Source organism: Natronomonas moolapensis 8.8.11 (genome assembly GCF_000591055.1).
GTDB lineage: Archaea > Halobacteriota > Halobacteria > Halobacteriales > Haloarculaceae > Natronomonas > Natronomonas moolapensis.
On the sequence record NC_020388.1, the window covers coordinates 2,264,642 to 2,290,297 of the forward strand.

The 25,656-nt window shown below is 66.7% G+C and carries 19 protein-coding genes and 1 tRNA gene; 11 read left to right on the forward strand and 9 right to left on the reverse strand.

All coding sequences use genetic code 11. The features are described from left to right. The first annotated feature begins 15 nt into the window (after nt 1-15). The gene (locus NMLP_RS10920; protein ID WP_015410176.1) at nt 16-642 is read left to right on the forward strand and encodes an HTH domain-containing protein; all 627 of its coding nucleotides are present in this window, start codon (nt 16-18) and stop codon (nt 640-642) included. Between the two features lie 409 nt (nt 643-1,051). Here the strand turns inward: NMLP_RS10920 and katG are convergent, their stop codons facing one another. From katG to sucC, 4 genes are all read right to left on the reverse strand, one after another. Further along, nucleotides 1,052-3,199 (reverse strand): catalase/peroxidase HPI, encoded by a 2,148-nt coding sequence (katG, locus tag NMLP_RS10925; RefSeq protein ID WP_015410177.1) that lies wholly within the window; start codon nt 3,197-3,199, stop codon nt 1,052-1,054. A 375-nt stretch (nt 3,200-3,574) separates the two neighbouring features. Next, nucleotides 3,575-4,453 carry a homoserine kinase gene (locus NMLP_RS10930; RefSeq protein WP_015410178.1) on the reverse strand — a complete coding sequence of 293 codons (879 nt, stop codon included), beginning with the start codon at nt 4,451-4,453 and terminating at the stop codon, nt 3,575-3,577. Nucleotides 4,454-4,500: 47 nt separating this feature from the next. Continuing rightward, nucleotides 4,501-5,370 carry a succinate--CoA ligase subunit alpha gene (gene sucD / locus NMLP_RS10935; RefSeq protein WP_015410179.1) on the reverse strand — a complete coding sequence of 290 codons (870 nt, stop codon included), beginning with the start codon at nt 5,368-5,370 and terminating at the stop codon, nt 4,501-4,503. After that, nucleotides 5,367-6,515: an ADP-forming succinate--CoA ligase subunit beta gene (sucC, locus tag NMLP_RS10940; protein WP_015410180.1), complete on the reverse strand. Its 1,149-nt coding sequence runs from the start codon at nt 6,513-6,515 to the stop codon at nt 5,367-5,369. Before sucC ends, sucD begins: the two co-directional genes overlap by 4 nt. Before the next feature lie 140 nt (nt 6,516-6,655). Here sucC and NMLP_RS10945 point away from each other — a divergent pair, with 140 nt between their 5' ends. The 3 genes from NMLP_RS10945 (at nt 6,656) to NMLP_RS10955 (ending at nt 10,436) form a co-directional block, all read left to right on the forward strand. Then, entirely contained in the window at nt 6,656-8,206 is a 1,551-nt protein-coding gene (locus tag NMLP_RS10945) for an acyl-CoA carboxylase subunit beta (RefSeq protein WP_015410181.1), read from the forward strand. A gap of 2 nt (nt 8,207-8,208) precedes the next feature. Next, the gene (locus NMLP_RS10950) at nt 8,209-8,460 is read left to right on the forward strand and encodes a hypothetical protein (RefSeq protein WP_015410182.1); all 252 of its coding nucleotides are present in this window, start codon (nt 8,209-8,211) and stop codon (nt 8,458-8,460) included. A gap of 131 nt (nt 8,461-8,591) precedes the next feature. Beyond that, nucleotides 8,592-10,436 carry an acetyl-CoA carboxylase biotin carboxylase subunit gene (locus tag NMLP_RS10955; protein ID WP_015410183.1) on the forward strand — a complete coding sequence of 615 codons (1,845 nt, stop codon included), beginning with the start codon at nt 8,592-8,594 and terminating at the stop codon, nt 10,434-10,436. A gap of 402 nt (nt 10,437-10,838) precedes the next feature. Here NMLP_RS10955 and NMLP_RS10960 read toward each other — a convergent pair whose 3' ends face one another. Next, nucleotides 10,839-11,420: an IMP cyclohydrolase gene (locus NMLP_RS10960; RefSeq protein WP_015410184.1), complete on the reverse strand. Its 582-nt coding sequence runs from the start codon at nt 11,418-11,420 to the stop codon at nt 10,839-10,841. A 110-nt stretch (nt 11,421-11,530) separates the two neighbouring features. Between NMLP_RS10960 and NMLP_RS14575 the strand changes: the two genes are divergently transcribed. Next, nucleotides 11,531-12,406 (forward strand): homing endonuclease associated repeat-containing protein, encoded by an 876-nt coding sequence (locus tag NMLP_RS14575; RefSeq protein ID WP_015410185.1) that lies wholly within the window; start codon nt 11,531-11,533, stop codon nt 12,404-12,406. Between the two features lie 26 nt (nt 12,407-12,432). Next, a tRNA-Gln gene (locus NMLP_RS10970) sits at nt 12,433-12,505 on the forward strand. A gap of 142 nt (nt 12,506-12,647) precedes the next feature. Here NMLP_RS10970 and NMLP_RS10975 read toward each other — a convergent pair. The 3 genes from NMLP_RS10975 to fabG are packed head-to-tail and all read right to left on the reverse strand — an operon-like array spanning nt 12,648 to nt 14,934. After that, entirely contained in the window at nt 12,648-13,034 is a 387-nt protein-coding gene (locus tag NMLP_RS10975) for a Zn-ribbon domain-containing OB-fold protein (RefSeq protein WP_015410186.1), read from the reverse strand. Further along, the gene (locus NMLP_RS10980; protein ID WP_049926773.1) at nt 13,031-14,194 is read right to left on the reverse strand and encodes a thiolase domain-containing protein; all 1,164 of its coding nucleotides are present in this window, start codon (nt 14,192-14,194) and stop codon (nt 13,031-13,033) included. Before NMLP_RS10980 ends, NMLP_RS10975 begins: the two co-directional genes overlap by 4 nt. Further along, nucleotides 14,191-14,934: a 3-oxoacyl-[acyl-carrier-protein] reductase gene (gene fabG, locus NMLP_RS10985; RefSeq protein WP_049926478.1), complete on the reverse strand. Its 744-nt coding sequence runs from the start codon at nt 14,932-14,934 to the stop codon at nt 14,191-14,193. The genes NMLP_RS10980 and fabG overlap by 4 nt, the downstream gene beginning before the upstream one ends. A gap of 247 nt (nt 14,935-15,181) precedes the next feature. Here fabG and NMLP_RS10990 point away from each other — a divergent pair, with 247 nt between their 5' ends. Next, nucleotides 15,182-17,449 (forward strand): heavy metal translocating P-type ATPase, encoded by a 2,268-nt coding sequence (locus NMLP_RS10990; protein WP_015410188.1) that lies wholly within the window; start codon nt 15,182-15,184, stop codon nt 17,447-17,449. A gap of 28 nt (nt 17,450-17,477) precedes the next feature. Here NMLP_RS10990 and NMLP_RS14855 read toward each other — a convergent pair whose 3' ends face one another. Then, nucleotides 17,478-18,659 (reverse strand): pyridoxamine 5'-phosphate oxidase family protein, encoded by a 1,182-nt coding sequence (locus NMLP_RS14855; protein WP_015410189.1) that lies wholly within the window; start codon nt 18,657-18,659, stop codon nt 17,478-17,480. 619 nt (nt 18,660-19,278) lie between these two features. Between NMLP_RS14855 and NMLP_RS11005 the strand changes: the two genes are divergently transcribed. From NMLP_RS11005 to cofH, 4 genes are all read left to right on the forward strand, one after another. Continuing rightward, nucleotides 19,279-22,059, forward strand: a complete 2,781-nt coding sequence (locus NMLP_RS11005; RefSeq protein ID WP_015410190.1) for a hypothetical protein — start codon at nt 19,279-19,281, stop codon at nt 22,057-22,059. Next, a complete protein-coding gene (locus NMLP_RS15530; RefSeq protein ID WP_015410191.1) occupies nt 22,056-23,546 on the forward strand; it encodes a hypothetical protein in 1,491 nt (496 codons plus the stop codon). Before NMLP_RS11005 ends, NMLP_RS15530 begins: the two co-directional genes overlap by 4 nt. 63 nt (nt 23,547-23,609) lie before the next feature. Further along, complete coding sequence (gene rnhB, locus NMLP_RS11015; RefSeq protein ID WP_015410192.1) at nt 23,610-24,242, forward strand: ribonuclease HII; 633 nt, start codon at nt 23,610-23,612, stop codon at nt 24,240-24,242. A gap of 42 nt (nt 24,243-24,284) precedes the next feature. Beyond that, nucleotides 24,285-25,631, forward strand: coding sequence for a 7,8-didemethyl-8-hydroxy-5-deazariboflavin synthase subunit CofH (gene cofH, locus NMLP_RS11020; protein ID WP_015410193.1), 1,347 nt, complete (start codon nt 24,285-24,287; stop codon nt 25,629-25,631). Nucleotides 25,632-25,656: the final 25 nt, after the last annotated feature.

The following is a 25,656-nucleotide window of genomic DNA, read 5'->3' on the forward strand; positions in this document are numbered from 1 at the left end:
TCGTGCCGTCGCGTGATGACAGATCCCCGATCGACGGCCGCGACATCCCGTCCTGAGTCGAGAGATCGATCCGGATCGTCCGACCGCCTCGGTCCGGACGAACATCCTGTCTGTGCTGATCCGACGACGCCCCTCGAAGTGACGTATTACGTCCGCGACGACGTGAGCGCGCCGAGCAGGCGCCAGATCGAGTCGGTCGAGCGCCGCCTCGACGCCCTCGCCCGGACGCGGTTGGTGGCCGAAATACACACCGAGCGGTGGCCGCCACGCCGACACGCGATCGGTTCGGAGGCCGACGTCGTGACGTGCAGCGCGCTCGTCGATCGCCTCGAGCGGTGGGCCGACGAGGTCGGCTGCTCACTCCAGCCAGCGATCCGTCGGCGGGCGTCCGAATCGCTCCTCGAGGACGAACCCTCCGACGCCGGCGTCTGCGTTCCGGTGATGCTGTTGACCTTCGAGCGTGCGGGCTCCGAGTCGTCGGGACTTGCGGGCGTCGTCCCCTACACTGTCCCCAGCGAGGCCGGCGGTACGACGACCTACACCGTCACAGACTGGCTCACAGCGGCCGAACGCACTGTCGGCACGGACGCCGAGGTGTCGCGGGATCGGGCGCGGATATCGGCTCTCCAGCGGCGAACGTAATTCCACGCCCGACACCGACCCCCCACATCACGCGGAGCCGCCGGTGGTCGACCCCGGCGACGCGGATTTGTTATTATAGAGATACAAGGAGAATACCGGTGGCTTTAGCCACCAGATGAATCCGACAAAAGTTTATGTATAGACACAGTACGTATAATTGTGCGTGGGGAACTGGCAGTTGACTCGGTGTTTGCCACGGTTTCTAACCGGAATCAAAAAGTAAGCCGACCACGCCGACAGTCGTAAAACAATCAGCTATCTCGAAGCCCTTCAGCGGGTACGAGTAACGGCTTCGTGGCAGAGCCACTGGCTGACTGTCCAGCAAACCTGAGACTCCCAACGTTCAGGATTGACCTGCCCGGTCAACACCGGGTGGGAGGCCCGCGACTTTAGGCGCGGGAGGATGTCACTATTCGAGGTCGAAGCGGTCGAGCGTCATCACTTTGTGCCACGCGTCCACGAAGTCCTCGACGAGTTGCTCTTCGCCGTCTTCGGCGGCGTACACCTCCGAGATGGCTCGGAGACGAGCGTTCGAGCCGAATATCAGGTCGATTCGGCTGCCTCTCCAGTCGAGTTCGCCCGTGTCGCGGTCGTATCCCTCGTAGAGCTGTTCGGACTCCGAGGACTGTTCCCACTCCGTGTCCATGCTGAGCAGGTTCACGAAGAAGTCGTTGGTCAGTGCCCCTGGCCGGTCGGTGAGCACGCCGATGTCCGATCCCTGGTACGTCGCGCCCAGCGCGCGCATCCCGCCGACCAGCGCGGTCGTCTCCTCGAGCGTCAGGTTCAGCAGTTCGGCGTCGTCGACGAGCAGCTCCTCGGCGGGCCGGTCGACGCTGTCGTGGATGTAGTTGCGGAACCCATCGATCGTCGGCTTGAGCGCCTCGAAAGAGTCGACGTCGGTTTGTTCCTGGGAGGCGTCGGTGCGCCCCGGCTCGAACGGGATTTCGACGTCGTAGCCGGCCTCGGCGGCCGCCGCCTCGATGGCCGCGTTGCCGCCCAGTACGATCAGATCCGCGAGCGAGACGCGGACGTCGTCGGATCGCGAACCGTTGAACTCCTCTTTGATCGCCTCGAGCGTGTCGAGGGCCTCTGCGAGTTCGGCGGGTTCGTTCGCTTCCCAGTCCCGCTGTGGGCGGAGGCGGATCCGCGCGCCGTTGGCGCCGCCGCGCTTGTCGCTATCGCGGTACGTCGACGCCGACGCCCACGCCGTCTTGACGAGCCGCTGGATCGATAGCTCCGAGTCGAGGAGCTCCGATTTGAGCGCCTTGATTTCCTGCTCGCCGATCAGGTCGTGTTCGACGTCCGGGATCGGATCCTGCCAGACCATCGTCTCCTCGGGGACCTCCGGGCCGAGGAACCGTTCCGGCGGGCCCATGTCCCGGTGGGTCAGCTTGTACCACGCCTTCGCGAAGGCCATCCCGAACTCCATGGGGTTCTCCTGGAACGTTTCCATTATTTCGCGGTAGTCCGGATCCCGTTTGAGGGCGATGTCCGTCGTGAGCATCATCGGGGTGACGGGCTCGCTCCCGCCCTGGGCGTCCGGCGCGGTCGCGACGTCTTGGCCTTCCTTCGGCGTCCACTGCCAGGCGCCGCCGGGACCTTTCTCCGGCTCCCACTCGTACTCCATCAGGTTGTCGACGTAGCCCATGTCCCATTCGGTCGGCGAGGACGTCCAGGGACCCTCGATACCGCTCGTGATCATCGCGCCCTGGGTGGCCCCCTCGTGCTCCCAGCCGAGGCCCTGCTGTTCGATGGGTGCGGCCTCCGGCTCCGGGCCGACGTTCTCCTCTGGGTCGTCGGCGCCGTGGACCTTCCCGAAGGTGTGACCGCCGGCGATGAGCGCCGCGGTCTGTTTGTCGTTCATCGCCATCCGGGAGAAGGTCTGTCGGATGTTCTTCGCCGACGCCATCGGATCCGGCTGCCCGTCCGGGCCCTCCGGGTTCACGTAGATGAGCCCCATCACCGACGCGCCGAGTCCCTCCTGGATCTCGCCCGGTTCGTCGAACCGCTCGTTCGTCTCCAGTTCGTCCTCGGGACCCCAGTTTGCGGCCTTGTCCGTGTCGAAGGCGTCCTCCCGCCCACCGGCGAAGCCGAACGTGCGAAAGCCCATCGACTCGATCGCCACGTTCCCGGCGAGGATGATCAGATCGGACCACGAGAGGTTCTTGCCGTACTTCTGTTTCACCGGCCACAGCAGCCGGCGGGCCTTGTCGAGGTTCGCGTTGTCGGGCCAACTGCTGATGGGGGCAAAGCGCTGTCGACCGCCGGCCGCGCCACCCCGCCCGTCGCTGGCGCGATACGTGCCGGCGCTGTGCCAGGCCATCCGGATGAAAAACGGCCCGTAGTGGCCGTAGTCAGCCGGCCACCAGTCCTGTGACGTCGTCATCACGTCTTCGATGTCGTCCTTTACCGACTCGAGATCGAGAGATTCGAACGCCTCCGCGTAGTCGAACTCCTCGCCCAGCGGGTCAGCCCGCTGGGCGTTCTGATCGAGGGGGTCGAGATCCAACTGGCTCGGCCACCACTCCCGGTTCGATTTACGATCTTGCGAACTCATCATCCATCGGTTGTCGCTTCGGAAAGTTAATGTTATCGATAGAAAAAGTATATATCTATATTTCACAACTGTATGTGTCGAATTTATAAAGAACGGCGACCGTCGTCCTCGTTTGTCGCACCGCGTACGGCGGTTTTTCGCCGGCGTCATTGTGCACGTTTTTTAGGGCAGTACCGACCCCCCACACGAATCAGTCACGAATAATTGTTCGACATTATTCGTGTGTGACAGATTCACCCGCAACGAGGACGGGAACGAAGCGATCCACTGCCGTACGGCGTCAAACTCACATCTACGCCGTCCACATCTACGCCATCCACATCTACGCCATCCACATCTACGCCATCCACATCTACGCCATCCACATCTACACCCCTACTCGAAGACCTCAGCACCGCGTCCGATCCTCGTCTGGTACGCGCGGGCGTCGACGCCGGCGTCCTCGAAGGCGTCGAGCATCGTTCCAGCGATCGTCTGCCGGTCCCGCTCGTGGCAGGCGGCGATCACCGCCGGACCGGCCCCGGATATCGTCACACCCGTCGCGCCGGCGTCGAATGCAGCCGATCTGACCGCCTCGTACCCGGCTATCAGTTCGGCCCGGGCAGGGGTGACGATCGAGTCGTCCATCCCCCGGCCGACGAGGCCGGGATCGTCTCGCGCCATCCCGACCGCGAGCGTCGCCGCGTTGCCGACGACCTCGACGACGTCTTCCATATGCGCCCCGTCCGGAACAACGCCTCTCGCGTCACGCGTCGAGACGACGACCTCGGGCAGGCAGGTGACGAGCGGGATCGACGCATCGACTGCGGTGACCCCGTCGCTGCGAGCGATCGTGAACCCGCCCATGATCGAGGGGGCGACGTTGTCGGCGTGGGCCGCCCCCGAGACGACCGCCTCCCCTTCGGCGGCGATCGGGACGAGCGCCTCCCTGGAGAGCCCCCGATCGTACAGCTCGTTCAGCCCCACCGCGGCGGCCGCGGCCGACGCCGCCGAGGAACCGAGCCCCGAGGCCGGCCTGACGCCCTTGTCGATCTCGATGTGGGCCGGGGCCTCGAGCGCCTCGGCGACCGCGCCGACGGTGTTCTTTTCGGGGTCCTCCGGGATGTACTGGCTCCCGACGCCGGTCACGTCGATCGTGGTGCGGTCGGCCTTCTCGACGCGGACGATGTCCGCCGGCCGCCCCAGCGCCGCACCGAAGACGTCGAAGCCACTCCCCAGGTTTGCGCTCGTCGCGGGGGCCCGCACCGTTACCATACCCCCCGTTTCCGTCGCCCCGGAATAAAACCCGACCTTTCGGGCCGTTACAAAAAGCTCTCGATGTGGTCCGCGACCTCGTCGGGCGTGTCCCCGACCGGAACGCCAGCGTCGTTCAGGGCGTCGATCTTCGATTCGGCGGTGCCGGTGCCGGACCCCGAGACGATCGCGCCCGCGTGGCCCATCCGCTTGCCCGGCGGGGCGGTTCGGCCGGCGATGAAGGCGGCAACGGGGGTGTCCATGTGCTCGCCGATGAACGCCGCGGCCTCTTCCTCGTCCTCGCCGCCGATCTCGCCGCACATCGCGACGGCCTCGGTGTCGGGGTCGTTCTCGAACAGCTCGAGGGCGTCGACGAAGTCCGTCCCGATGATGGGGTCGCCGCCGATGCCGACCGCCGAGGTCTGGCCGATCCCGCGCTGGGTGAGGTTGTCCACGACCTGGTAGGTGAGCGTCCCCGATCGGGAGACCAATCCGACGTTGCCCTCGGCGAAGATGTTGCCCGGCAGGATGCCGAGTTTCGCCTCGCCGGGGGTGATGAGCCCGGGGCAGTTCGGCCCGATCAGGTGCGTGTCAGTTTCGGCCAGCTTCCGGTAGACCTTCGCCATGTCCTGTTGGGGGACGCCCTCGGTGATGGCGACGACGAGGTCGACCGGCGAGTCCAGCGCCTCGAACAGCGCGTCGGCGGCGAACGCGGGCGGGACGAAGACCACCGCGGCGTTGGCGTCCTCCTCGCGGGCGGCCCCGTGGACGGTGTCGTAGACGGGGACCCCGTCAACCTCCTGGCCGCCGCGTCCGGGCACCGCGCCCGCGACGACGTTCGTCCCGTATTCGATCATCTGGCCGGTGTGGAACTTCCCCTCGCCGCCGGTGATCCCCTGTACCACGACGCGCGTGTCGTTGTCGACTAGAATGCTCATTGTGCTTCCTCCTCGTCGGCGTATTCGACCGCACGCTGGACGGCGTCCTCCAGCGTCGCCTCGACCGTTACGAGGTCGGTGTTCAGGATCTCCATGCCCTCTTCCGCGTTGGTCCCGGCGAGTCTGACGACGACCTTCTTCGGGATCTCGTCGAACCCTTCGAGGGCCTCGTTGATTCCCTTGGCGACCTCGTCGCCGCGGGTGATGCCGCCGAAGATATTGAACACCACCGAATCGACGTTCTCGTCGGAGAACACCATATCGAGGGCGTTCGTCACGCGCTCGGCCTTCGCGCCGCCGCCGATGTCGAGGAAGTTGGCGGGCGAGCCGCCGTAGTAGTCGACCAGATCCAGCGTCGTCATGACGAGGCCGGCGCCGTTGCCGATGATCCCCGTGTTGCCCGACAGCCGGACGTAGTCGAAGCCGTACTCGTTGGCCTTGGCTTCGAGTTCGTCGCCCGCGGCCTCCTCTTCCATCTCGGCGAGGTCGGGGTGGCGAAACAGCGCGTCCTCGTCGATGTTCATGACCGCGTCGGCGGCGACGACCTCGTCGTCGGCCGTGACCATGAGAGGGTTGACCTCGATCTCGGTGGCGTCTTTGTCCTCCCAGAGTTCGTACAGTTGAGTGAGAACCGAGGCGACGTCAGTGGCGACCGCGCGGTCGACGCCGGCCTCGAAGGCGGCCTTGCGGGCCTGATACGGATGCATCCCGAACGCCGGGTCGACGTGTTCGCGCACGATGGCGTCGGGCTCCTCGGCTGCGACCTCCTCGATGTCGACGCCGCCGCGGGTCGAGACCATCGCCACGGGCTTGCCCTCGGTTCGGTCCATCGTCACGCCGACGTAGAGTTCGTTCGTGAAGTCGACGGCCGCCTCGACGAGCACGCGGTCGACGTGCAGCCCCTTGAGGTCCATCCCGAGGATCTCGGCGGCGGCCTCGCGGGCCGACTCGGCGTCGTCGACGAGTTCGATGCCGCCGGCCTTGCCGCGGCCACCGACCTGTACTTGCGCTTTGATTGCGACCGGGTAGCCGATCCCCTCGGCTGCCTCGACCGCGTCGTCGACGGTCGAGGCGAGCGTCGAGTCCGGGACGGGGATCCCGGCGTCGGCGAAGACACCCTTCGCTTGGTATTCGTGAAGTTTCATCGCTGGTTCGGCCGAACCGTCGAGGGACGCGGAGTTAGTAGTACCGAAACGAACCCGCGCGCGAACTGTGGCGATTCGGCTCCGTTCGGATAGCGGAACGATTTTTTAATTGCTGGTCGTTTCCCGACCAAGACCGACCCATGACTATGGACGAAAGCATCGACGAGGTACGCGAGAAAAAGCGCGACGCCGAGCGCGGCGGCGGCGAGGACCGCATCGAGAAACAACACGAGAAGGGCAAACTGACCGCCCGCGAGCGCGTCGAGTACTTCCTCGACGACGGCACCTTCGAGGAGTTCGACCAGCTGAAGACGCACCGCTGTACCAACTTCGATATGGACGACGACCAGCCCTACGGCGACGGCGTCGTCACCGGCTACGGCGAGGTCGACGGCCGGACCGTCTTCGTGTTCGCACACGACTTCACCGTCTTCGGCGGCTCGCTGGGGGAGGCCTTCGCCGAGAAAGTCTGTAAGGTGATGGACCGAGCCATCGAAACCGGCGCGCCCATCATCGGGCTGAACGACTCCGCCGGCGCGCGCATTCAAGAGGGGATCGACTCGCTGGCCGGCTACGCCGACATCTTCCATCGGAATCAAAAGGCCTCGGGGGTCGTCCCGCAGATCTCGGCAATCATGGGGCCCTGCGCCGGCGGCGCGGTGTACTCACCTGCGATTACCGACTTCATTTATATGGTCCAGGACACGAGTCACATGTTCATCACCGGTCCAGACGTCATCGAGACGGTGACCGGCGAGGAGGTCGGCTTCGAGGAGCTCGGCGGCGCTTCGACCCACACCGGCGAGTCCGGCGTCGCACACTTCTCGGCGGCCGACGAGAAGGACGCCCTCGACGACATCCGGTATCTGCTCTCGTATCTCCCCTCGAACAACGTTGAAGACCCGCCCCGGGTCGAACCGTGGGACGACCCCGAGCGCCGCGACGAGGAACTCGAAGAGATCGTCCCGGACCAGCCGCGAAAGCCCTACGACATCGTCGACGTGATCGATCGGATCGTCGACGAGGGCTCCTTTCTCGAGGTCGCCGAGTCCTACGCGCGAAACCTCGTCACCGGGTTCGGCCGCCTCGACGGCCGTTCGGTCGGCGTCGTCGCGAACCAGCCCCGCGTCAACGCCGGCACCCTCGACATCGACGCCTCGCTGAAAGGCGGCCGCTTCGTCCGTTTCTGTGACGCGTTCAATATCCCGATCGTCACGTTCGTCGACGTCCCGGGGTTCATGCCCGGCACCGATCAAGAGCACAACGGGATCATCAAACACGGCGCAAAGCTGCTGTACGCGTTCAGCGAGGCGACGGTCCCGCTTTTGACCGTGATCACCCGGAAGGCCTACGGGGGCGCCTACGACGTGATGGCGTCGAAGCACCTCGAGGCCGACGTCAACTACGCGTGGCCGACCGCCGAGATCGCCGTCATGGGTCCGAAGGGCGCTGTCAACGTGTTGTACCGCGACGAGTTGGCCGACGCCGACGACGTGGAGGCCCGCCGCGAGCAGCTCATCGACGAGTACCGCGACACCTTCGCGAACCCCTTTAGTGCCGCCGAGCGCGGCTTCATCGACGACGTGCTCGAACCCACCGAGACGCGGCCGCGGTTGATCCACGACCTCGAGATGCTCGAGTCCAAGCGCAAGGACCACCCCGACAAGAAACACGGGAACATCCCGCTTTGACGATGGCGACCGACATGGACATCCGGATCCCCGACGACGCCGACGCGTCGGAGGCCGCGGCGATCACGGCGGTCCTCCGAACGCTCGCCGCGGAGGCGAAAGCGCAGGCGTCGGCCGGGGGATCGGCCGACCCCTCGCGTGACCCCTGGGAGTTCACGGGACGGGTCGAGGGGCTCCAGAGCCGCCGTGTCCGCGCGCCATCCGGCGCGCCGACCGACGACTGGAGCGCCGCCGGGCGGACGGACCGCTTTTGAGTTCGGGGGACAGCTCCGGGCGCGGCCCGCGGACTGTGGACCGTCAGCGGCGGCGCGCGCCCCGTCTCGGAGCGCCAATCCACTGCGGACCGACAGAATAACGTACTCACCGCGAAACCGATCGAACAATTATGTTCGAGAAAGTACTCGTCGCAAACCGCGGGGAGATCGCGGTACGCGTGATGCGTGCCTGCGAGGACCTCGGGATCGACACCGTTGCGGTGTACAGCGAGGCCGACAAACACGGCGGGCACGTCCGTTACGCCGACGAGGCGTACAACGTCGGGCCGGCGCGCGCGGCCGACTCGTATCTCGACCACGACGCGGTCATCGACGCCGCTCGGAAGGCCGACGCGGACGCGATCCACCCTGGGTACGGCTTCCTCGCGGAGAACGCGACCTTCGCCGCCGCCGTCGAGGCGACCGAGGGCGTCACCTGGGTCGGCCCCTCCGCCGAGTCGATGGAGCAGGCCGGCGAGAAGACAAAAGCCAGAACGACCATGGAGGCCGCGGACGTCCCGATCGTCCCCGGAACGACCGACCCCGTCACGGACGTCTCGGAGGTCGAGGAGTTCGGCGAGGAGTACGGCTATCCGATCGCGATCAAGGCCGAGGGTGGCGGCGGCGGCCGCGGTATGAAGATCGTTCACAGTCCCGATGAGGCGGCCGACCAACTCGACGCCGCAAAGCGGGAGGGCGAGGCGTACTTCGACAACGACTCGGTGTACCTCGAGCGCTACCTCGAGAACCCCCGACACATCGAGGTGCAGATTCTCGCCGACGAGCACGGCAACGTCCGTCACCTCGGCGAGCGGGACTGCTCGCTGCAGCGCCGCCACCAGAAAGTCATCGAGGAGGGCCCCTCGCCCGCCCTCTCGGAGGAACTCCGCGAGGAGATCGGCAACGCCGCCCGCCGCGGCGCGGACGCGGCCGACTACTACAACGCCGGCACCTTCGAGTTCCTCGTCGAGGAGGAACAACGCGACGACGGCGAGTTGCTCGGCCCCGACGCGAACTTCTACTTCCTCGAGGTCAACACCCGTATCCAGGTCGAACACTGCGTCACCGAGGAGCTGACGGGCGTCGACATCGTCAAGTGGCAGCTCCGGGTCGCCGCCGGCGAGGAGATCGACTTCGCACAGGAGGACGTCGAACTCGACGGCCACGCCATCGAGTTCCGGATCAACGCCGAGAACGCCGCCGACGATTTCGCCCCCGCAACGGGCGGCGAACTCGGAACGTACGACCCCCCGGGCGGGATCGGCGTCCGCGTCGACGACGCACTCAGGCAGGGCGACGACCTCGTCACCGACTACGACTCGATGGTAGCGAAACTCATCGTCCACGCCGGCGACCGCGAGGAGTGTTTCGCCCGCTCGGAGCGCGCGCTCTCGGAGTACGACATCGAGGGCATCCCGACGATCATCCCGTTCCACCGGCTGATGCTCACCGACGACGCCTTCGGCGCAGGAACCCACACCACGAAGTACCTCGACGAACACCTCGACCCCGAGCGCGTCGAGGCGGCCCAAGAGCGGTGGGGCGCCGACGCCGAATCCGGGGCCGACGACGGCGGCGAGACCGTCGAGCGGGAGTTCACCGTCGAGGTCAACGGTAAGCGTTTCGAGGTCAACTTGGAGGAAAGTGGCGAGTTCGCCGCGCTCGCGGGCGGGTCGGGCGGCGGCGCGGCCGCCGGGACGGCGGAGCGACCCTCCCGCGGCCGCGGGAGCGACGACGACGGCGGGGCCGACATCGACGTCGACGGCGCGGTCGTCGAAGCGGAGATGCAGGGGACGATCCTCTCGGTCGACGTCGAGGTGGGCGACTCGGTCGCCGCGGGCGACGTGCTCTGCGTGCTCGAGGCGATGAAAATGGAAAACGACGTGATCGCCGAGACCGGCGGCACCGTCGCGGAGATCGCGGTAGACGAGGGCGACTCTGTCGATCAGGGCGACCCGCTCGTCGCCCTGGAGTAGGGCGGGTCGCGCCCGTCTCCAGGTGAACCACACCGCACGACCATTTAGAGTGGTTCGAGGAGAAAGCCGACGGCGTTAGTCGTGGGATGAATCGGACAGTTAGCGAAGCGTGCATTCATTTGGCGTTCACTATAGTAACCATCGCAAGTGATTACACATCGATCGCACTGCCATCGTGCGATCGAGTGTGCAGTGTCTTCCGATCGCTACTATAGTTGTGGTATCGAGTCCGAGGTACGGATACGCACCCTACACGGGGGATATGAAGCCCGCTATCTCGATCGGGGACCGTACCGGTACGGCCCACATCCCTGCCGCCTCAGACGAGTGAGGAACCGCCGGCCGTGGGAAGATGTCAGAGGCGCTCAAGGCGAATACCACGGGGCTTGGCCCCGAGGCGATTCACTGTTTGCCGTTGTGGTGTCCGGTCGAAAACCCCTCGCCGTCGGCCGCGACCGCGGCCGCACAGACCGGGTGTTCGAACTCGCGCCCGTAAAGTTCCGCCGCCATCGCCGACGGATCGGTTGCCTCAAGCACGTCCGGTTCGGGGGCGTCTTTTTCGTAGGTCGCAACGAGTGTCGGTTCCCCGACCGACTCGACGAGGAGGGCGTCCCGGCGGACGATGCCGACGTAGCTCTCCTCGCCGACGACGCCGGCGATCCGCGGCGTGTCGTAGTCGTCCTTCTCGTAGTCGAGCGCGAGCAACGATTCCGCCAGCGCGTCCCGCGGCGGGTAGCCCGATTCGAGTTTCTCGGTGATCGGGTCGACCTGCGTCCCGTTGCCGACGACGGCGTGGGTGTCACCCGCCGTCGTCCGCAGGCAGTTGTACGAAATGTAGGGGTTGTCCGTCTCCGGGGCTGCCGTCGTAGGGGCCACGGTGAGCGTCCCGTCGCGGTCGATGACACGGCGGTTCGGGAACGACCGCGAGGAGACCCGGTAGGCGGCTCGATCCGGCGCGACGACGATGAACCGTCCGACGTACATACCGGACCCTTTCCGGGAGCCGATATGTCGGTGTCGGTTCGCGGCCAGCACGGACCGTGTCTCCTCTCCCCCGCCCGACGTTTTTATACCGAGACGATCGATCCGCGGGTATGCCGACGACGGAGTCCGACTGCCTCGACGCGCTCCGGAGGGCGGCCGAGCGGCTCGGGGAGTCGCCCACGAAAGCCCAATACGAGGCGTTAGACGTCCGTCCCTCGTCGACGACGATTCGGCGGGTCGTCGGCGGGTGGAACGAGGCGAAGGAGCGCGCCGGCTTGGGAACCTATTCACAGGACGACGGGGGTGGAACGGAAATCCGTCCCAAGCCCGATTCCGTCACCATTCCCGACGGCGAGGACTGGGAGGACCTCACCCCCCAACAGCGGTGGTATTACAAAAACCGCGGGCACCGGATCGAGACCAAGGAACGCCGACGGCGGGAACTCAGGGCGTGGTTCACCCAGTTGAAACGCGATCGCTTCGCCTGTAAGCGGTGTGGTGAGGACCGCCCCGCCGCGCTCGACTTTCACCACCCCGATTCGAAGGATATCGGAGTCTCACAGATGGTCAATCACGGGTACTCGAAACGGCGCATACGCGAAGAAGTCGATCGCTGTGTCGTCCTCTGTGCGAACTGCCATCGAACGGAACACCGCGAAGCCTCGCCCTCAGAGACCCACGGGGAGCAAAGGCGACAAAGGACTCAGGGCCCGGAAACACTCGCCCCCGACATCCGCGAGAGACGCCGAAGCTGGGTAGTGCGGTACAAACGCGAGAGCGACGGCTGTGCGCGCTGTGACGTCTCCGATCCCATCTGTCTCGATTTCCACCACCCGGCAGCGAAGACGGCGGGAGTCTCGAGGATGCTCTCACAGCGGTATCCGCTCGAGGCGATACGCCGTGAGGTCGACGACTGCGTGTTGCTTTGTGCGAACTGTCACCGTGCCGAACACCACGGCTCGGGGACCGAAACCGATAGCGTTTAGTTTCGCACTCGCCTCCGACTTAGTACAGTCCATTGGGGTAGTGGCCAATCCTGTCAGCTTCTGGGGCTGACGACCCTGGTTCGAATCCAGGATGGACTATTCTTCGACGAGTCGGCTCTTCGACACCTATCCCAACGATCGTCACCACCGGACACGCCTCGGTTCGTCCCTCGAATCGGCGTGGCTGTCGAGTCTCGAGAGCGGCCGACGGCGAAACAAATGAGCCGCCCCTCGTCCCGTCCTACTCGGTCGGGTGGAAGACGACGAGGCGCTCGTCGTTCGTCTCCGAGCGGTCGACGCCCAACTCGACTTCCTGGCCGATCTCGACGTCCTCGGCGTCGACGTCGCGCATCTGACCGGTGACCTTCACCGGGCCGAACTCGGCGACGGCGACCACGAACGGTGCGTCGTCGGCGAACCCGGGCGAGGCGACGTGGGTCTGGGTGTGGGTGACGACCTCGCCGGTCTCGGGAAGCGGCTGTTCGGTCAGTTCGCGGCTGCCGGTCGCGGGGTCGATCCGTCGCGGCGGCAGGGAGCCGTCGCCCGCCGGTCCCTCGAGGTAGTAGGCCTCGCCCTCCTCGACGGCGTCGAGGAAGTCGTCGAAGCCCTCGTTGCGCGCGTCGCTCATTCGACCACCTCCAGGACGTGGACGGCACAACTCGCGACCGTCCCACCCGCATTGTGAGTCAGCCCGACCGTCGCGTCCGAGACGGCGTCGCTGTTGACGTGGTCGCCGCGGAGCAGTTTCGTCATCTCGGAGATCTGCGCGCCGCCGGTCGCGCCGACGGGGTGGCCCTTCGCCTTCAGGCCGCCCGAGAGGTTCACGGGCAACGCCCCGTCGATCGTCGTCTCGCCCTCCCTGGCGGCCGTGATCGCCTCGCCGGGTTCATAAAAGCCGAGCGACTCGAGCGCAAGCACCTCGGCGATGGTGAAGCAGTCGTGGACCTCGGCGACGTCGACGTCCTCGGGGGTGATGCCCGCGTCCTCGTAGGCCGCTTCGCCGGCTTCGACAGCAGCTGGGGTCTCGGGGATCGAGACCCGATCCTGGAGTGCGAGACCGTCGCTGGCCTGTCCGGTGCCCGTGATCGCCACGTCGGTATCGAGACCGTGCTCCTCGGCGAACGCCTCGCTGACCAACAGCGCGGCGCTTGCCCCGTCGCTCATCGGCGAGCAGTCGTAGAGGCCGAACGGCGAACTCACCGTCGGCGCCTCGAGGACGTCGTCGACGTCGATCGCCATCTGGAACTGCGCCAGATCGTTCTCGAGGGCGTTTTGATGATTCTTGACGGCGACGTGTGCGAGGTCTTCCCGCGTGCCGCCGAACTCGTCGAAGTAGCTGTTGGCCATCAACGAGTACGCGCCCGGGAACGTCACACCGGCTTTGACTTCCCAGAGGGCGTCCGCGGCGGCCGACAGCGCCTCGGTGCCTTCGGCCGTGGAGATGTTTTTCATCCGCTCGGAACCGCCGACGAGCACCACGTCGGCGCCGCCGCGGATCCGGTTGACGCCGTGTCGGACGGCGACCCCACTGGAGGCGCAGGCGCTATCGATCCGCGTCGACGGCGCCGAAACGCCGACGACGTCGGCCATCAGCGGTCCCTGGTGGCCCTGGACTTCGGCGAACTCGCCCATGAAGTTGCCGTAGAACAACTCCTCGACGGCGTCGGGGTCGATACCGGCGTCGTCGAACGCTTCGCCGGCAGCCTGGGCGAACATATCGCGGGCGGTTCGCTCCGGCGACGCACCGAAGGCGGTCATCCCGACGCCGGCGATGTGAACGTCGCTCACCATTCCATCCCCCCGTTGACGCCGAGGACCTGTCCGGTCATGTAGCTCGAGTCCTCGCTGGCGAGAAAGCTGACGATCCCCGCGACGTCGTCGACCTGTGCGAACCGATCGAGCGGGATCCGCTTGAGGATGTTCTCCTGGACCCGCTCGGGCACGTCGGCGAGCATGTCAGTCTCGACGAAGCCGGGGGCGACGCAGTTAGCCGTCGAACCCTCCGACGCGATCTCCAGGGCGATCGTCCGGGTGAACCCGAACAGTCCCGACTTCGTCGTCGCGTAGTTCGCCTGCCCGTAGTTGCCCTGCTGACCCACCACGCTCGAAATGTTGATCAACCGCCCCTCCTCGGCCTCGCGGATGTCGTCGAAACAGACCTTCGTGCAGTTGAACACGCCGCCCAGGTTGACGTCCACGACGCGGTCCCAGTCCTCCCGCGTCATGTCCTCAAACTTCGTGTCGACGGTGATGCCCGCGTTGTTGACCAACACGTCGATCCCGCCGTATTCCTCGGTGACGGCGTCGTACATCGCCTCGACCTCGTCGAGGTCGGAGACGTCAGCCTGAGCGAGCACCGCCTCGCCGGGGCCCTCGTTGATTTCCTCTTTGACTTCGTGGGCCTCGGCCTCGGAGGAGCGGTAGTTGACGATCACGTCCGCGCCCTGTTCGCCCAACTCCGTTGCGATCCCGCGTCCGATACCCCTCGATGCGCCCGTCACTAAACAGGTCCTGTCTTCGACCGACATGTGTATTCCATACATGGGTTTAGGATCATTCATAATAAATCCAACCGCGGACCGCCGGCCGGCGCGCCGATCCGAACCGACGGTTCTCCCTGCGTTACCATCTGAAACCATTTTGTTCCACAAATGGTATCCATCACGGTTCCGTGCCGTGTCGGGTCGCCGCTGCCGCCGTCCCCCCTCTCGCAGCGCCCGCTGGTTGCTCCACACCAACGAAGACGGTATGCGCGGTGACCGCTTAGCCTCGGCTATGAGCACGGAACGCCTCGAACTGTCGGTGCCCGACATGGACTGTTCGTCCTGTGCGGGGAAAGTCGACGCCGCCCTGGCTGACGCCGAGGGGGTCCACGGGGTCGAGACGCGGCCGACGGCCGGCGTCGCGGTCGTCGAGTTCGACCCCGGGGCGATCGACGCGGACGGGATCGTCGGCCGCGTCGAGGCCGCGGGCTACGGCGTGGCCGGGACCGACGGGATGGCCTCCGGGGCGGCCGTCTGGACTAGCCGTCGGGCCTACGCCACCTACGCCGGCGCGGTCGCGATGCTCGCCGGATTCGTCGTCCTCTGGGGCCCCGTGGCCGACCCGGCCCTCTTCGATATCGGCCGGGAGACGGCCCGCAGCGACGTCCTGTTCGTCCTCGGGGCCGCCGTCGCCGGCGGCCCGGTCGCCCGCGCGGGGCTCCGGTCGGCGCGCCTCCGGGAGCTCGACATCGATCTCCTGATGGGGACGGCGATCCTCTCGGCGATGGCCGTCGGTTACTACGTCGAGGCGGCGACACTCGCGGTGCTTTTCAGCCTCGCGGAGCTGCTCGAAGCACACGCGATGGATCGGACCCGCGAGTCGATCCGGGAACTGCTCGCGCTCTCGCCCGACACGGCGACGGTCAAACGGGATGGCGAGGAGACGTCGGTTCCCGCCGCGAGCGTCCGAACGGGCGAGGTCGTCGTCGTCCGCCCGGGCGAGCGGATCCCCGTCGACGGCGATGTCCTCGAGGGCGAATCAGCGGTCGACGAGTCCCCGATCACCGGCGAGTCGGTCCCCGTCGACAAGAGCGTCGGCGACGAAGTGTACGCCGGCAGCGTCGCCGAGGGTGGTTACATCGAGATCGAGGCGACCGCCGCGGGCGACGAGACGACACTGTCTCGGGTGGTCGACCTCGTCGAGAGCGCCGAGTCCAGGCGGACAGACGCCGAACGACTGGTCGATCGCTTTGCGGGCTATTACACCCCGGTCGTCGTCGCCGGCGCGGTGGGGACCGTTTTGATCCCACCGTTGTTCTTCGGCGGCGCGTGGGGCACGTGGTTCGTCCGGGGGCTGACGCTGCTCGTCGTCGCCTGCCCCTGTGCGTTCGTCATCTCGACGCCGGTCACGGTCGTCTCGGGGCTGACGAGCGCGGCCCGCAACGGCGTCCTGATAAAGGGTGGCGACCACCTCGAGCGGATGGGCGAGGTCGACACCGTCGCCTTCGACAAGACGGGGACGCTGACGACCGGCGACCTCGCCGTGACCGACGTGGTGCCGGCGGCCGGCCACGACGCGGCCGACGTCCTCGCGACCGCCGCCGGCGTCGAGCGCCACAGCGAGCACCCCATAGGGGCTGCCATCGTCGAACGCGCCCGCGAGGCCGGCGTCGACCGCCCCGAGGCCAGCGACTTCGAGAGCCTCACCGGACGGGGGGTCCGTGCCGACCTCGGCGGGACGCGCTACGTCGGCAAGCCCGAGTTGTTCGCCGAGTTGGGCCACGACCTCGGGCACACGCACCTGCGGACCGACGGCGGGGCGGCCGCGGCCGAAGCCGACGGGGCGGCCGTCGGCGACCCGGCCTGCGAGCGCCCCGGTTGCGTCGATCTCCGGGCCGGCACCATCGCCGGGTTGCAGTCCGACGGCAAGACGGCCGTCCTCGTCGGCACCGAGACCGAACTGTACGGCGTCGTCGCCGTCGCCGACACCGTCCGTCCCGAGGCACGGGCGGTCGTCGCCGCGCTCGCCGACGCCGGCGTCCAGACGGTGATGCTCACCGGCGACAACGAGCGGACCGCCCGGGCCGTCGGCGACGCCGTCGGGATCGGGACGGTCCACGCGGACCTCCTGCCCGAGGCGAAACTCGACGCGATCGAGGGGCTCATCGAGGACGGCACCGTCGCGATGGTCGGCGACGGTATCAACGACGCCCCCGCGTTGGCCCGCGCCGACGTCGGGGTCGCGATGGGTGCCGCCGGCACCGACGCGGCGCTGGAGACGGCCGACATCGCGCTCATGGCCGACGACCTGGGTGGCGTCCCCTACAGCCTCCGGTTGGCCCGCGGTGCCAACGACATCATCAAACAGAACATCGGCGCGAGCCTCGCCGTGAAGGCGATTCTCGCCGTCGGCGCGCCGCTGGGCTACGTCTCGGTCATCGTCGCCGTCCTCGTCGGCGACATGGGGATGAGCCTCGGCGTGACGTCGAACGCGTTCCGCCTCGGCCGGGTCGATCCCGCGGAGTACGGCCTCGAGGGAGACGAAGCGCGGATCGACTGAGCCGTACCGCCCGCCTTCGCCCTCCAGTTCACCTCGAGCGCACGCCCTGGCGCCCGCTGATTGCGGAGGGGTCGAGTACGTACCACTCGAAGGAGATGTCGGACAGCGGGCGGTTGAACACGTCGACCGACGCGAGGCTCCCGTGTTTGAAATTCTCGAAGACGTCCCGGCGCTCGACGTCCGCCTCCGACAGCTCCGAGAGGGTCCCGTCGACGACGACGCTTCGCCACCGGTCCGGCCCCTCGTATCGGGACACGACGAGCGAGACGGGCGTCGGTCCGTCCAGTCGAGCCGCCTTCTGGCTCCCCTCGAACTCGGAGATGTGGACGTACACCGCCCGCTCGTCCGGGTCGTATCCGTAGGACATCGGGATCGCGTAGGGCGACTCGCCACCGAACGCCAACACCCCGTGTCCCTCTGCTGTCAGAAACGACGCGATTTCGTCGTCGTCCATCGTGACGGGGATGACGTCGTCCGCGTCCTCGTCGGCTTCTTTGATATCGTCGGGTTCTTCGGCGCCGAACGAATCGCCCCCGGGCTCCGTCTCCGATGACGCGTCCTCTGCGTCCGACGGCTCTCCCGCCGCCTCCGTCCCGTCTCGCTTCGGTTCGGTCTCTCGGGACGCCCCATCGGCTTCGAAGACACGATCGAAGAGCGACGAGAACATCCGCAGTGTCCGGTCGTCCGTCGCGTCCGGCCGCAGGTGCATATGCACGTCGGCCCCGGCGCCCTGAAGCGTCGCCAACACGGTATTCAAAAACCGATACAAAAGCTCCGTGTCGTGGTACGGCAACAGCGACTCGACGTCCCGGAGGCAGATCCTGACCGACCCCTCCGCTTGTTCCCACTTTTCCAGTATCCGCGAGAACGCGATCGAGATCCCCGTCAGGTCCTGTGGGCTCACCCGAAACCCATACAGCGGCGTCTCCTCGCCAACCCGCGTAGCTGTCGACTCGTCGTCGTCCTGCGGCGTCGTGATGATCACGGCCGCCTCCGAGGGGTCGTCGATGTGTTCGAGGCGGGCGTTCAGTTCGTCGCTGACCGACTCGAACGACTGGGAGGCGACCAACTGGACGACCCGGTACTCGCCCACATCGCCCCCGTCGAAGACGTCGGTGCAGAACGCCCTTGCTGGGTCGAGTGACCCCGATTCGAGATACAGCGTCGGCCCGGCGGCACGCTCCATCGGCGCGTCGCTCTGTGTGTCCATACCGACGGTGGGACACCCGACCGTGATATCTCTTGTCGTGGCCCCTCCGAGAGGTCTGCTCGTGTCCGGCGCCTGGTTCGAAACCGAGGCTGCGGATACCGCTCGGCAGTGCCCGTCGGATCGAGGCTGTCGAGTCGGAGGCTGTCGAGTCGGAGGCTGTCGAGTCGGAGGCTGTCGAATCAGTATTTATAGAGATTCGAGGAGAATACTGGTGGGTTTAGCCACCAGATGAATCCGACAATTTACGTTACAAACCATCGTGCCGTACGCCGTGCGTGGAGAACTGGCGGTTGACTCGGTGGTCGCCACGGTTCATAGCCGGAAACAAACAGTAAGCCGACCACGCCGACAGTCATTAAACAATCAGGTAACTCGAAGCCCTTTCCGGGGTACGAGTAACGGCTTCGTGGCAAAGCCACTGGCTGACTGTCCAGCAAACCGTAGACTCCCAACCGTCAGGATTGACCTGCCCGGCCAACACCGGGTGGGAGGCTCGCGCCTTTACCCGCGGGAGGATGTCACACCGAAGCGGACGATCGGCATAGACCGGAACCGGACGAATTTCAAAAGTATATACTAGTAGTAGATATTATAAGTACTCGGTCGGAACGAATCGTCGATGACGCGGGGCACCCGAACGATACGAACCGTCGTTTTCGTCGCACTGATCGCTTCCTTCGTGCTACTCGCCGCCGCTGCTGCGCCGTCCGTAGCCGCAGAAACCGGGACCGATCCCGCAGCGTATGAGTACGACGGGGCCGACCTCCTGATCGATGGTCCGGTGACCCGTTCCGGCGGGACGGTGACGCTCACTCTCGACGACACCGCCGCCGAAACCGATGCGGTCCGGTTCGAACTCGGGGCCGACCACGCCGACTTCGAAATCGCCGCCGTCACCGACGAGACGACGGCCGACGTCGGGATCGCTCTCGAGAAGACCGACGACGCGGTCACGGTCACGCTCACCGACCTGAGCGGCGCGTCGGGCGCGACGACCGAGATCGATGTCGGCGTCGACCTCACTGCCACGGCCTCCGTCGCCGGCCGTGCCCACGAGTACGACTCGACCCCCGTCGCGACCGTCACGACTGACGAGACCGGAAGCGGCCTGGTCGGCGCACCCGCCGTCCACGCGACGGTCGATCCGAGTGCGGAGATCGGATTTGATGCGGATGTTTTAAATAAGGATATTTCCAATGGATATGTTCCAGTATGGAGTCATAGCCGATTTATAATCGAGTTCTCTGAAAAACCAGTCACCGCTGAAACCGGAGATAATATAAACCTTTCTGTGAATCCAGATGTGATTCAACCTGGCGATGAAGATGGCATTGGTGTCTACGATGTATGGGAAGGCGCAACACTAGATCAGAATATATCCAAGCTTGAAGTCTCCACATCCAGCGGTTCAAACGTATTAAACGGGCATAACGATCAAATCACGATCACAATTCATACTGTTGATGATGAACCGAAAATTATCTCAGATGAGGCTATTGCGGTGTGGGTTCAGTTAGGAATAGAGACGGAGCCCATGATACAGGCTGCCGACCGGTATCGCAACACGGATTTGTTCACCGTCGACGTCGAGGGAGAGGGCAACGCCGAACTGACAGACAACAACGATGTTCGCACGGAGACGCCCGTCGTTCTCGACATCTACCCTGGCGAGCCGAACGACGAGGGGTTCGACCTCGGGGTCGAGTCGGGGGCGGAGTTCGGCATCGGCGAGGGGCGGTCGCTGCCGATCGATGGCCTGGAGGACCGACACGGCAACACAATCCCGAATGCGACCTTCGAGTTCGTGATCGAGGGACCCGAGAGCCGGCACGTCCGGGAGGGGGTCCGCACGTCGACGGACGGGACGGCGGGGATCAGGCTGGACGGCAGCGGGGTGCTCGGCGTCCCGCTCGGGGCGTTCGACCTCTCGGCGACAGTCACGGACGTGCCGGGTCCGGCGACTCCGACGGAGACCACCGAGGCGGATCGCACCGAGTCCGTCTCGGGACTCGCGATGTACCCCGACAACGTCTCGGTCGCGACGACGACGGCCTACAGCGACTTCGACGCCGACGGCGGCGCGACCATCGAGGTAGCGGTCGATCTGGGTGTCCCCGACGACGTCATCGGGCGGGTCGACGTCGAACTCCGGCGCGAGTCCGGCGACGGTGCCCTCACGTTCGCCCCCGGCACCGGGTCACCGACGCCGACCGACCCCTGGGAGACGACGGGTTACGACGGCGACGGCCGCCTCGGGCGGGCGAACGCCTGGGTGATAGAGCGCGACCTCACGGCGGCGGACTTCGACGACGGCGTCCGGCGGTACGTCCTCGACGCCGACAGCGCGGCCCGCTACGACGTCGCGGCGGCCGTGATGCCCCACAAGTCGGTGCTCGACCCCGACCCCTCGAAGGTCGAAACGTCGCTGGCTACCGATCCGGGTGGGGCGAACCGCGACACCACGCCGATTGTCGCGACGGGACCGATCGCCCACGTCTCGGACGTCTCGATCCGGGGCGACCGCGAGTTCGTGGGGACCGACACGGAGGAAGGCGGGGCGGTCGAGATCGATCTCGGGGGGTTCGAGGACGCCGGCGGTCGCACCGTCACGAACACCGACGAGGCGGTCGAGGTCGCCTTCGGCGGTGCCGGTGGCGGGACCGTCACCCCGGCGTCAGCCGAGGGATCGGCCGCCACCAGGGTCGATCCGACGGCGATCGACTCCGGGACCGCCGATGTCGGCGGGGAGGCGACCGTCGAACTCGGAGTCGCCGGAGGGACACAACGCGTCCCCTCCGGCGTCACGCTAGTCCACCGGGCGATCCAGCGCCCCGACGGCGCGTGGCGAGCCGGATCGCTCTCCCAGCCGGCGTCCGTGTACGTCGACGCCGACGGTCGGCGCGACGTCGTCCAGTGGAACCCAGAGACCGGAACTTACGAGGGGTTCGTGGCCGACGGGACCGGGGACGCCATCGACGCCGACCGAATCGACCACGAGGACCTCCACCGTGGTTTCTACGCCTACGCCGACGGGGGCGGCCTCCGCATCGGCTTCGAGTACGTTACGACCGCCGACGGGTCGATCGGAACCGAGAGCGTCGAACTCGGCCCCGGTTGGCACCTCGCGAGCTCCAACTACGACGTCTCCTCGCACCCCTCGCGGGGGCTGGCCGCGGACGCGAACTGGGTCGACGGGTTCGACCGCGGCGGCTTCACCGTCTGGAGCGACGACCGAACCGAACGACTCCACGACGGTACCGACGGCATCGACGTCGACGGAAGGTCGGAACCGATCGATCACGACGAGGCTTATTGGATCGAAGTCGACGACAGCGGCTCGACGCCGGTCAGACGCGTCGTCTCGCCGACGTTCTCCGAGAGCGACGGGGGCGACGAATGAGCTCCGGGGGCGGAGCCACGTTCGGGAAGCGGATCCGAGACGCTGGGCGCGGACGGGTCGGTCGTCCCCGGGCGACTGTGGTCGCGGTCGCGTTGCTCTCCGTCTCCGTAGCTCTCTGCGGCGCGCTCGTCGGACCCGTGGCCGCCGCCGACGCACCGGACGCCCCGGCCTCGTTTTACGGGACGGCGACGGACGAGACGGGCGATCCGATCCCCTCGGGGGAGACGGTCGTCGCCGTCGTCGACGGCGAGGTTCGGGACTCGATCGTCGTGGATCCGGACGGCGAGTACGGAGGGTCCGGGACCTTCGAGGGGAAGCTTCGGGTCGACAGCGGGACCGGCGACGAAGTGACGTTCCGACTCGGCGACGCCGGAGGACCGGTCGGCGGATCGGCCGAGCTGGACCCCGGCGTCTTCGAGGTACCGCTGACGTTTCAGGAGGGATCGGCGGAAGCCGGTTCCGGCTCGGACGGGGGCGATTCGGGCTCTGCCACGACGGATTCGGAGTCGACCTCCGGCGGGTCAGGCGGATCGAGTACGTCCGATTCGACGGGCAGTTCTGACGGATCGAGCGATACCTCGGACGGGGCCACCGAGGACTCGGACGGCGCCAACGATGGGGGAAACAGCGGTGGCGGAGGGGGCGGCGGCAGTAGCGGTGGTGGTGGCAGTAGCGGTGGCGGAGGGGGCGGCGGCAGTAGCGGTGGTGGTGGCAGTAGCGGTGGCGGAGGCGGCGGCAGTAGCGGTGGTGGAGGGGGCGGTAGTGGTGGTGGCGGAAGCGCCAGTGGCGTCGACAACAGCCGCGATGGCAGCGCCGCGGCGGGCGACGGTTCCGCCGGCGCTGTCGACCCGATCGCCGAGGAGAGCCGCATCGCGGAGGACGCATATCCGGACGCCCCGGGAACGACCGTCGTCTTCGACGGGACTGCCGTCCGTGAGATCGTCTTTGACGGTGACGTGGACGGGCGCGTCTCGATCCGGGAGTTCGGCAACGTTACCGGTGACCTCCCGCCGCTTCCGGGGGACCTCTACGTCGTTTCGGCGTCGGTCATCGTCGTCCCCGCTGACGCTCGTGACACCCCAGCCGTCGTCCGTGCGGTCGTCGACCCTGACCGGCTGCGATCGAACCGCGTTCCCCCCGACGAGCTCTCGGTGTATCGGTTTCCAACAGGTGGCGACGAGTGGGAAACGCTGCCCACGGACGCGTTCGCCGTCGATAGCGGTCTGCTCGTCGAGGCAGAGACACCGGGGTTCTCGCAGTTCGTCGTCGCCGGTCCAGTGAGACCCGATCTGTTCGGCTCCGGGTCCACACCGGGACCGACGCCCGGTTCGACCGAAGCGACGGACGGCGATGGCCTGTCGCGGTGGCTCTCCGGCTCCTACGTCCTCGAACGGGTCGGCATCGGGCGGCCGACAGCGGCGCTTCTCGCCCTGCTGGCCGTCGTCGCCGTCGTCGGGTGGGTCGTTGTCCCACGCCGGCGGCGGTGACCCACGCTGGGTACGACCCCGACGACGGGTAACCGTTTTATTCTTCGTGTCGGTATCTAGTCCATGCAGTTCGGCGTCGACGAGGCTGGAAAAGGCCCCGTGCTGGGCTCGATGTTCGCGGCGGCGGTTCGGGCTCCTAGGGACGCGTTACCAGACGGTATCGACGACTCGAAGCGGCTCTCGGCATCCCGTCGTGAGGCGCTCGCTAACCGGCTTCGAGGGGACGACCGCGTCGGTATCGGACTCGCGGAGATCACACCGGAGCGTATCGATGCGGGCAATATGAACACCCTCACGGTAGCGGCGCACGTCGAGGCGGCCGACGCCGTCGTGGAGGCCGGTGATGCGGGACTCTGTGACGCCGGCGACGTCGACGCCGGACGGTTCGCCGCGCGCGTCGAGGACGGCCTCGGCGCCGACGCGACGATCGACGCCGCCCACGGCGCGGACGCGTCGGACTCCCTCGTCGGGGCCGCAAGCGTCCTTGCCAAGAGTGCCCGAGAGCGACACGTCGCCTCGCTCGCCGACCGCTTCGGTGAAGTCGGCAGCGGCTACCCCAGCGATCCCACGACCCGATCGTTTCTCCGCCGGTACGTCGAGGAACACGGGGCGTTCCCGCCGCCGACCCGGCGCTCGTGGTCGACGTGCGAGACGATCCGGGCGGCGACGGAACAGTCCGGTCTCGGGGACTTCTAGCGGGGACGACACCCCTATTACGCTCCGGTCGAGAGAAACGGCATGGACGCGTTCGAGGCGTCGGCGAACGTCCCCCGCGGGGACTTCGAGTTCGACTGTCGGCCCGAAACCGAACAGTCGTTCGAGAACGCCCTCGAGAAGGCCCGATCGGGGGCGCGACTCGACGTCGACGACGCGATCGAGTTGTTGACGACGGGGACGGACGCCGCCGGAATCGATCCTCGCCGGAAGGATCGAGTCCTTGAGGCCGCCGACAGGCGTCGGGCGGAGGTCATCGGCGAGGAGGTTACCTTCGTCGCCAACCTCAATAACAACGTCACGACCGCCTGCGACGTGGGTTGTCTGTTCTGTAATTTCAAGGACGCTGCGGCGCGCTTCGAGGCCGACCACGACGGCGACACCGACGGGTTCACCAAGACGCCAGCGGAGTCGCGGACGATCGTCGAGGACGCCCTCGATCGGGGTATCTACGAGGTGTGTTCGGTCTCGGGGCTGCACCCGGCGCTCGCGCTCGACGACGAGCACCACGAGATACTCGCCGGGCGCGACGGCGAGCACAGCTACAAGCCGCCAGCAGTCTACGACACCGATCCCGGGACGTACGTCGACCAGATCGAGGCGATGAACGTCGACGGCGTCCACGTCCACTCGACGACACCGGAGGAGGCGTATCACGCCCGCCGGGGGACCGACTGGAGCTACGAGGACGTGTTCGGACGGCTCCGGGCAGCCGGCCTCGATTCGGTGCCCGGCACCGCTGCCGAGATCCTCGTCGACGAGGTCAGGGAAGTGATCTGTCCCGGCAAGATCGACACAGAAGAGTGGGTCGAGGCGATGACCGCCGCCGCTTCGGTCGGCCTCGACACCACGGCGACGATCATGTACGGCCACGTCGAGAACGAGGCCCACCGGGCGCGTCACCTCGATCGGATCCGCGACCTCCAGGACCGAACCGGCGCGATCACCGAGTTCGTTCCGCTCTCGTTTGTCCACCACGAGACGCCACTACACGAGCGGGGGTTAGTCGAAGCGGGCGCGACGGCCCACGAGGACGAGTTGATGATCGCCGTCTCGCGGCTGTATCTCGACAACGTCGAGCATATCCAGTCGTCGTGGGTGAAGTACGGCGACGCTCAGGGGCTGAAGATGCTCACCTGCGGCGCGGACGACTTCATGGGGACGATCCTCTCCGAGGAGATCACAAAACGGGCCGGCGGCGACTACGGCGAGTTCCGATCGGTTCGGGAGTACGCCGACATGATCGCCTCGATCGGCCGGATACCAGTCGAGCGCTCGACCGACTACGAGAAGCGTCGGCGGATCGACCCCGACGCGGGGACGCTCGGGCCGACCCTCGGGCCGCGGGCGGACGGCACGCCGCTTTTATAACTCGGCCCGCGACCGGACGAACGCC